The 6023-nt window shown below is 47.9% G+C and carries 4 protein-coding genes and 1 pseudogene; 2 read left to right on the top strand and 3 right to left on the bottom strand.

Translation table 11 applies throughout. The annotated features are described in order from the left end of the window. Positions 1-666 precede the first annotated feature (666 nt). Complete coding sequence (locus tag ON064_RS16630; protein ID WP_274625643.1) at positions 667-1416, bottom strand: SDR family NAD(P)-dependent oxidoreductase; 750 nt, start codon at positions 1414-1416, stop codon at positions 667-669. A gap of 116 nt (positions 1417-1532) precedes the next feature. Here ON064_RS16630 and ON064_RS16625 point away from each other — a divergent pair, with 116 nt between their 5' ends. Further along, positions 1533-2165 carry a TetR/AcrR family transcriptional regulator gene (locus ON064_RS16625; protein WP_274625642.1) on the top strand — a complete coding sequence of 211 codons (633 nt, stop codon included), beginning with the start codon at positions 1533-1535 and terminating at the stop codon, positions 2163-2165. A gap of 407 nt (positions 2166-2572) precedes the next feature. Here the strand turns inward: ON064_RS16625 and ON064_RS16620 are convergent, their stop codons facing one another. Together ON064_RS16620 and ON064_RS16615 are read right to left on the bottom strand one after the other, a co-directional pair. Continuing rightward, positions 2573-4465 (bottom strand): putative bifunctional diguanylate cyclase/phosphodiesterase, encoded by a 1893-nt coding sequence (locus ON064_RS16620; protein ID WP_274625641.1) that lies wholly within the window; start codon positions 4463-4465, stop codon positions 2573-2575. Between the two features lie 594 nt (positions 4466-5059). Beyond that, on the bottom strand, positions 5060-5386 hold the full coding sequence (locus ON064_RS16615) for a hypothetical protein (protein WP_274625640.1): 327 nt from the start codon (positions 5384-5386) through the stop codon (positions 5060-5062). 132 nt (positions 5387-5518) lie between these two features. On the opposite strand from ON064_RS16615, the pseudogene ON064_RS16610 reads away from it, so the two are divergent. Beyond that, positions 5519-6023: pseudogene (locus ON064_RS16610) on the top strand (LA2681 family HEPN domain-containing protein); the annotation flags it as partial.

Below are 6023 nucleotides of genomic sequence, written 5' to 3'. Positions count from 1 at the left end.
TCGACTGCGTTGCAGGGAGCTGCTTGGGGCTCGCAGGATGCGAGTCATGCAGTTGATGCGACAGGACGTCGCGTTTTCAACTGCCCGGGGGCGGGTGTTGAGCCAATGTGCCACAAAGCGTGGCACGTTTGTCTCGCCAGCCCGCGCGGTCCCACAGGCGTCATCCCCCTTCCACTCCGTCTCTAGTTTTAGAATGGAAGAGAATTTCTTCTATCCATTTGACTGAAAATGTGGAAATGCTTCATGCTTTGTAGCTCATATCATTTGGACCAAGAGAAGGCGATAGTGAGTACTAGTTTCACCACAATCTTTTTGACTTAAACGCCATAGGACCAGATGCTTCATCGTAGGAAGCGATTCCCCCACTAGACGGCAACTAGTTATAAAAGCAGATAGAGCGAATCGCACTTTTCACAATGAAATCTCTCAGTCGCCCGGCGCCCAGGGTGAGCCGACGCAGTAAGACAGGCGTTCTTCCTGGCTTACTGCTAAAGGCCAACCCAAAGCACGGCGGCTATTCCGATGATACTTTAATAGAATATCGGAACCCTTCCACTGTCAAACACTCACTATCTGCCCAAAATGGCTCGGGAAGCGATTCCCCCTCTTAGCCGCCAACGAAAAAAAGAAGACACAGCCGAAACCGCATCTTCTACCAACTACTATTTATTTCGCCGTCACGCCGCCGTCTACTGGAAGCTCGATGCCCGTGATATGGCTCGCTTCATCCGATGCAAGGAACAACATCGCATTGGCGACTTCGGCTGCATTGCCGAGCTCAGGAAGCGCAATTTGTGCGAGGAAATGCGGGCGGAATTTTTCGCTTTCCATGTATTCCGCACTCATCGGCGTCACGATATATCCTGGATGCACGGAGTTGACGCGGATGTTCTGTTTGCCGTAATCGACAGCGGCAGCTTTTGTAATCGATCGGACAGCTCCTTTGGATGCCGTGTAAACGCCTGCTCCCGACATACCGGTCAACGCTGCGATCGACGACACATTGACAATCGATCCACCGCCGTTTTCAATCATATGTGGAATCGCCAGCTGCATGCCGTACATAACGCTGTTCGTATTGATCGCAAAGCCTTTCGCAAAATCTTCTTCGGTTTGGTCCAGGAAATCTTTAGCTACGGAAATGCCCGCGTTATTGACGAGAACATCGATCTTGCCAAAAGTTTCAACGGTCTGGCCGATGACGGACTGCCAATCTGTTTTGTCCGCCACGTTCTGCTTCATCGCCACCGCTTCAAATCCCGCTGCTCGTACATCTTGCGCGACCTTTTCCGCTGCTTCCACATTAATGTCAGTGGCGACGACTTTCGCACCCTCTTTTGCAAACAAGCGAACAGCCGCTTCTCCCATGCCAGATCCGCCACCAGTGATGATGGCTACTTTGTTTTCCAATCTCATTATAATCACCTCGAATTAAATTTTGATAGTCTTACTATCAATTTATTTCAAGTATACTCCCGCAATGCCATTACTTCAATTAAAGCGCTATACTAAAAGCAAGGAGTGGAAACGAAATGCCATCAAAACGACAAGAAAACAAACAACTGCAAACCGATAAAATCGTCGAAGCCGCAAAAGAACTCTTTACAGAACGCGGGTTGAACGACGTGCAAATGAAAGACGTCGCCGAACGCGCCGGTGCCGGCGTAGCGACCGTCTTCCGCTATTTCCCGAAAAAAGACGAATTGATCGTTGAAGTCGCCATCCGTTCACTGGATGCCGTAGAAGCTGAATTCCAGCGCATCATCTCCATGAAATCGAGCGCCTTCGAACGGCTGGAACAATTGCTCGACACCTTGCTCGATGCACAAAAAGCCGAACACTATAAATCCGCGCGTTTCCGGGAAGCATTCGAAAGCTATGCCTCGTTCCGCACCGAACCGCTTCCTGAGATTGACCGCTATCTGGCAAGACAGCGCCAGATCATGGATTTGCTCGAACCGCTCATCCAAGATGGCCAACGAGACGGATCCATCAATAGCTCAATTCCCGCCAAACCGCTCATCGTCACCATCATCAACAGCTATTCAAGCTTCACAAACAACGTCGCCTTAAAATCGTCCATCTCCTATTTGGACCAAGACATCCAACCTGAAACCCAGCAGCAAGTGTTGAAGAAAATCCTGCTCGACTATTGCAGAGCCTAAAGGAAGCTAAATTGATTTTCCTCCTCTACCTTTTAGTTCAGCAGTATGGATCATCTCTCGAACCCAAAACCACTCATTACCTGATGCAATTTCCAGGGAAGCGATTCCCTCACTAGCCGGCAACTATATAAAAAAGTAGATCGCATTAAACTTGCAATGATCATTGCAATCTTTCAGCTGCCCAGCGCCAAGGGTGAGCCGACGCAGTAAGACAGGCGTTCTTCCTGGCTTGCTGCCAAAGGCCAACCCAAAGCAAGGCGGCGACTGCCTAGGTGAAACATAATAGAAGACCGTAACAGTTCAACATACAAACACTCACTATCTTCTTTTATCTGTTCAAGGACACGCTTCTCCCTACTCATTATCTCCAGCTAAATACTGTTCATTCAAAACAAAAAAGACGCAGCTCATCGCTGCGTCTTTACACATTCAATATAAAACCGGTGCATGGAACATCCCGTCCGGCTGTTCAAGATACTTGTCCCACACCCTCGCCGCTTTGTCGGCAGGAACATCCCGTCCGGCTGTTCAAGATACTTGTCCCACACCCTCGCCGCTTTGTCGGCAGGGAGCGGCCTGCTGAAATAATAGCCTTGACCGATGACTTCATATTGCCGCATCAAGGTCACTTGCTCGAGTGTCTCGAGCCCTTCTACGACAACGTCCGCCCCCAGGTTTTTCCCGAGTTCGATAATGGTCGCCAAGATCGCCATGCTGCGGTCACTGCCAAGCACTTCGTCAACCAATGACTTATCGATCTTCAAAGTGTCGATCTGGATGTTCTTGACCGCATTGAGCGATGAATATCCTGTACCGAAATCGTCAATCGCCAGCTTGACGCCGAGCGCTTGCAGCTCTTCGACCAATGCGGCAGCGGTATCGAGGTCGATCATGACGCTTTCGGTGATTTCAATTTCCACGCATTCGGCAGGCACGTTGGTTGCGATTAAAATGCGCGCCACTTTCTCGGCAAACTCCGGATCGAGGAATTGCTTGGCCGAGACATTGACCGACACATGGATATCTGGCCGGCCTTCACGGCGCCATGCACTCAATTGCTGGCAGGCTTCACGCAGTACCCATTCACCGATTGTATGGATCGCCCCGCATTCTTCAGCGACCGGAATGAATTCAGATGGCGGAACCGCGCCCAGTGCTGAATTCCAGCGCAGCAAGGCCTCAAAGCCGATGACTTGCCCGTTCATCAATTCGACTTGTGGCTGATAATGAACCGAAAATTCCCCGTTCACCAACGCCTGCTGCAGCGCCGCGGTTATTTCCTGCTTGCGGATCGAGCTATCTAGAAGCTCTGGAGAAAAAAATTCAAAATTCTCCTTACCTTTACTCTTGGCCATGAAAAGTGCCAGATCAGCTTGTTTGATCAAGCTCTCTTCATTTAGCATGTCTACCTCTTGGCAACTAATTCCAAGGCTAATGCCAGAAGCAATCGATTTCTCGCCAATGTGGATAGGCTCATCCATTACCGCTAAAATCCCTCGACATAATTGCTCCAAATATCTTTTTTCAGCATTCGGCACCGCAAAGATAAATTCATCTCCGCCGAGCCTTGCCAGCATGATGGATTCAGGCAAAGCCGATTGTAAACGGACGACTACATGTTTTAGAAATTGGTCCCCTCCATCATGGCCAATCAATTCATTGACCGACTTAAAATCATCGAAATCCATCAGAACGACACCGATCGATTTGATGTTTTCGTCTGGCGTGTCGATCAATTCCCGAAAACGGGCAAAAAACCAATGACGGTTCGGAATGCCGGTCAATTGATCAGTATAAGCGAGCGTCCGGAACCGATTTTCACTTACTTTTACTTGTTGTAAAAGCTCCGTTTCGGTCTCAAGGGCATTCAAATCGACCAATGCGAGGTTGGCCGAGGACAATAGCAATAAAATAACGATAATGGCGATAAACAAAGCAGTCCCAATTATCCAGACGCCGTCAGAAGCTGCTTCTGGAAGCGCCATATTTGTATAGAAGGTTTTCGTAGAGGTGTAATGAAGCAAAGTCAGCACGATGCCCATCATTCCCGCATTGCGGAGGCGTTGTGTTTCAGTTGCTTGTACTGCATTGCTGTAGAGGATGAAATGAAAACTGAAATAACTAATAGCCAGAACCATAGCTACAGATAGTAAATAATAATCGAGCGAAATGGCATTGAAGCGAACATCCAAAACGCCTGACAATCCAAGAAAGTGAACAGCTTTAAGCAGAAAGGCTGTGATGAGTACGTGCTTGGCCTTCCGCATTTGTCCATGCATGTCTTTTAACGAAATTCTCATGACATAGGCTGCCAACAGACATGATGTAAGAAAAGCCAAGCCCAACAGCCAAACCCTTATTGTAAATTGATATTGTGCCATGAATGTCAGAATGCCAATTAGCTGCATGCCAAAAAAACCGCTGCCCAGTGCCCAAATGGAAAGCAGCTTAGAGCGCCTATTAATGCCTTTTTTCCGTTTGCTTACGTATTCAATTAAGACTAATACCGTATAGCTCGTAGCTATAGATACAGCAAGAGTTAAAGAAATTAAACTGATATGAGGAAACATAGCCATGGCAAACCTCCTGACTTGGCGGACCAATAATTTTTATATCTACTATTAAATTGCCTACAGACGGAATAATTTTCAGAGGACTTTATAACCAGCGTTAAAATTCAGACATGATTCTTAAAGCTCTAATTTCTGGTATGTAGTAAATATTATACTTATAATTCCCTTCTTTTCACATAGACCTTAACTCCTGATGCTAACTCAAATGAATAATTATCACCGGCAGCGCCATGCCGATTAGCCTAGCATTTGCGCTTGTTGGACGTTTTTTCCTGAAATTAAAAAAAGCAGCGCCAACTCAGCGCCACTTGCCATTGATCGTTATTTCTCTGATTTGCCTGTGCTCCTTTTTTTCTTCAAAGTCACCGTCAGTCCGGCTTCCGCCTTGCCGGCGACAATGAATTGCAACAGGCCGCCTGTCTCGACTGCCCCGACCACGTTCAATTCAATCGTCTCTACTTCATAGCCTTCGAAGCCGCGTACCATCTCTTCCAATTTGTCGCGGGAAATCGGTGCGTGCTCACGGCTTTCGCCTTCTGAAGCCATCTTGAATTCCTTTCCGGTGATATTGCTTTGAATCTGAACATCTGTTCCCTGCTCCTCCTTGATGACCGGCAGCCAAATGAACGGCTCCTTGGATTCCGCCATACCCATCCTCCCCCTTCGCATTGTCTCCTATATTCCATATTTTCTGCCAATTTCCTGCCGCGGGGTGACCAATGGACATTTTTCCCTTAGAATGGAGATAGACACATCAAAACGCATCAAGGAGGAAATGGGATGGCAACTTTAAGCGACATCGCTCTAGCCGATGATTTAGGGCAATTTGAAATAAAGGAAATTTACGGGGCAACCCACCAGCTGCTACAGGAAATGCAACAAGCGAAAGCCGAAGCTTTCCCTGGCCGCATCAATGCCATGATCAATCATTTGAAGGAGCGCCTTCAAGGTAAAGCGGCTTATCCGCTCGCTGTGCTGCTAGAGACGAGTTATCTATCGATCCAGCACCAGCTGAAAAAAGACTGGAACTCTGACTTGAAACAACGCCAATTGTATCTATACGATAATACGATTGAAACATACCGCGGGCGCATTCCGTCGAATGTCTGGAACCAGGTATGCTTGAACTATGCGGAAACGCTTGTCCACACCGGACGCTCGATTGATGCACAGGCGGTTCTGAAAGAAATGGTCAAAGATGAAAACGACCAGTCCTACCAGCGCCTGAACGGCGAATTCGGCTGGACATTGATTTTCTATTCGACCTTCTTGCCGGTCAAAGCCG

It is taken from the genome of Planococcus sp. A6, assembly GCF_028823615.1.
Taxonomy (GTDB): domain Bacteria; phylum Bacillota; class Bacilli; order Bacillales_A; family Planococcaceae; genus Planococcus.
Note: the sequence above shows the minus strand (reverse complement) of the source record. Positions and strands in the feature narration are given on the sequence as shown.

Excerpts from the sequence above, each read along its gene's own strand:
- ON064_RS16625 (WP_274625642.1), top strand. The coding sequence starts at position 1,533 with ATGCCATCAAAACGACAAGAAAACAAACAACTGCAAACCGATAAAATC.
- ON064_RS16615 (WP_274625640.1), bottom strand. The coding sequence starts at position 5,386 with ATGGCGGAATCCAAGGAGCCGTTCATTTGGCTGCCGGTCATCAAGGAG.
- ON064_RS16630 (WP_274625643.1), bottom strand. The coding sequence starts at position 1,416 with ATGAGATTGGAAAACAAAGTAGCCATCATCACTGGTGGCGGATCTGGC.
- ON064_RS16620 (WP_274625641.1), bottom strand. The coding sequence starts at position 4,465 with ATGAGAATTTCGTTAAAAGACATGCATGGACAAATGCGGAAGGCCAAG.